Annotated in this window: 1 protein-coding gene and 2 pseudogenes; 1 reads left to right on the top strand and 2 read right to left on the bottom strand. The window is 71.4% G+C overall.

Features of this window, described 5'->3' with window-relative positions; genetic code table 11:
- A pseudogene (locus DQW85_RS23725) lies at positions 1–355 on the bottom strand (hypothetical protein); the annotation flags it as partial.
- A gap of 57 nt (positions 356–412) precedes the next feature.
- Positions 413–1,516, bottom strand: a complete 1,104-nt coding sequence (locus tag DQW85_RS23720; protein ID WP_113702280.1) for a trypsin-like serine peptidase — start codon at positions 1,514–1,516, stop codon at positions 413–415.
- 196 nt (positions 1,517–1,712) lie between these two features.
- Between DQW85_RS23720 and DQW85_RS23715 the strand changes: the two are divergent.
- Positions 1,713–1,928: pseudogene (locus DQW85_RS23715) on the top strand (1-deoxy-D-xylulose-5-phosphate reductoisomerase); the annotation flags it as partial.

Below are 1,928 nucleotides of genomic sequence, written 5' to 3'. Positions count from 1 at the left end.
CGCGGCGCGGGGTGACGAGCTTGGCCGCCCCGCCTGACAGGTCGGGCCCGGCCGACACCCCCGTCCCGCCGGTGAGCCCGCTCAGCACGCCGCCGCCCTTGGTGACGGTGCCGAGCAGGTCGATCGGCAGGGCCGCGGCCATGCGCCGCGGCGTCCAGTAGCCGAGCACGCGGCGCTGGGCGGAGGGGCCGCGGGCGGCCACGTGTTCGACGACCTCCGGTCGCGATGCCGCGTGCTGCGGGTGGACGGCGGTGGAACGGCCGGGCTGCTGTGGGGGAGTCGCGCCCAGGAGGGCGGGGCCCATCAGCCCCGCGACGAGCGGGATGCCCGCCAGCAGAGGGGTGCTCAGGGTCATGGCACCCGAGTGTGCACTACAAGATGTGTTCTTGTGGCTACATTCGGTAAAACGCGCTCAGAGTGCGTTGGTGTTCTGCGCCGCCTGGTAGAGGGCCATCGCCTCGTTCCCGAAGAAGGGCCCGAACATGAAGTCCGGGGCGAAGTTGTACTTGAAGCTGTTGACGGAGTTCAGGGTGCCGAGCCCGGTGGACTCGTCGAAGCTCCGGAACCACGGGCCGCCGCTCGAACCGCCGGTCATGTTGCAGCGCAGTCCCTGGTCCCTGGTCATGACGGTGTCGTTGAACGCGCGCCCGCTGCAGTAGGTCAGCGTCGAGCCGTCGAACGGGGGCGCCGCCGGGTAGCCGAAGGAGAACATCTGCAGCCGCCTGGGCTGGTTGAACGCGATGCCCTGCCCGCCCACGACGTCGACGAGCGTCCTGCCCTGCAGCGGCGCCATCACGGCGGCGGCGATGTCGAAGTTGATGTCCTCGCTGGCGTTCCACTGCTGCGTGGTCAGCAGCCTGCTGGCGGCCCAGGTGCCGAACGGGCGCCGGCCGTTGTCGAACCCCGGGACGAACACCCAGTTGCGGTGGAAGGCGCCGTTCATCTTCACGCAGTGCCCGGCGGTCATCACGACGCTCTCGTTGGCGCTGGTCACTGCCGAACCCGAGCAGGAGGCGTTGCGGCCCTCGGCGGTGGTGAAGAAGACGCGGCCGGTGGTGCGCACGACCGCGCCGCCGTCGGTCCAGCGCAGGCCCGGGCTGTTCGGCACCTGCAGCCCCTGCTGGGTGGTGACGGCCGAGGCGCCCTGGACCGTCCACTGCGTGCCCAGTGACGAGCCCGGATATGAGCGCTGTGGTGTGCGCTGTGGCGTGTCCTGTGGTGCGCGCTCCGGGGTGATCGCGGACGCGCCGCGGGTGGACCACGGCCTGCCCTGGGTCGGCGACTCGCCCGACGTGCCGGCGCGTCTCGGCCCGGGCGCGGCCAAGGGCTGTGCGGCGAGCATGCGCTGCGGGGTCCAGTACTCAAGGACGGCCCTGCGCTCGGGCGCGGAGTCCGCGGCGGATCTCCCCGCGGGCCAGGGGTCCAGGCCGGTGCCGGCCCGAGCGGCCCCCGAGGGGGCTAAGGCGCCTGCCACGGCGAGCGCGAAGGCGGAGAGCAGGGCGACTCTGCGGTGCATTTACGTACCTCCCGAAACCGGAATCTGCCGTTGGAAGGTACGTGGGCTAAATCAGTTTTTCTCAATGAATGTGCATACGGATATGGCAGCATTACCGCCCGAACCCACCGTGATACGCCGGGTCACAAAAGTGGCGCATTTCGGGTACGTCACGGCCCCGTGCCACGGCACGCCCGCAACCGGGGACAATGGACGCGTGCATGCAGAGACCCTCCGCTCCGTGGTCGTGCTCGGCTCGACCGGCTCGATCGGCACCCAGGCCCTCGACGTGGTCGCGGCCAGTCCCGGCAGGTTCAGGGTCGCCGGGCTCGCGGCCGGGGGCGGCAGGGTCGAGCTGCTGGCCAGGCAGGCGGCCGAGGCGGGCGCCGAGGTCGTGGCCGTCGCCGACGCCTCCGCGGTGCCCGCGCTGAAG

The organism is Nonomuraea lactucae (assembly GCF_003313395.1).
Lineage (GTDB): Bacteria > Actinomycetota > Actinomycetes > Streptosporangiales > Streptosporangiaceae > Nonomuraea > Nonomuraea lactucae.
The sequence above is the reverse complement of the archived record's forward strand: the minus strand, read 5'-3'. Positions and strand labels throughout refer to the sequence as shown.

Bases quoted from the DNA above. Each gene is read 5' to 3' on its own strand.
- DQW85_RS23720 (WP_113702280.1), bottom strand. From the start codon at position 1,516: ATGCACCGCAGAGTCGCCCTGCTCTCCGCCTTCGCGCTCGCCGTGGCA.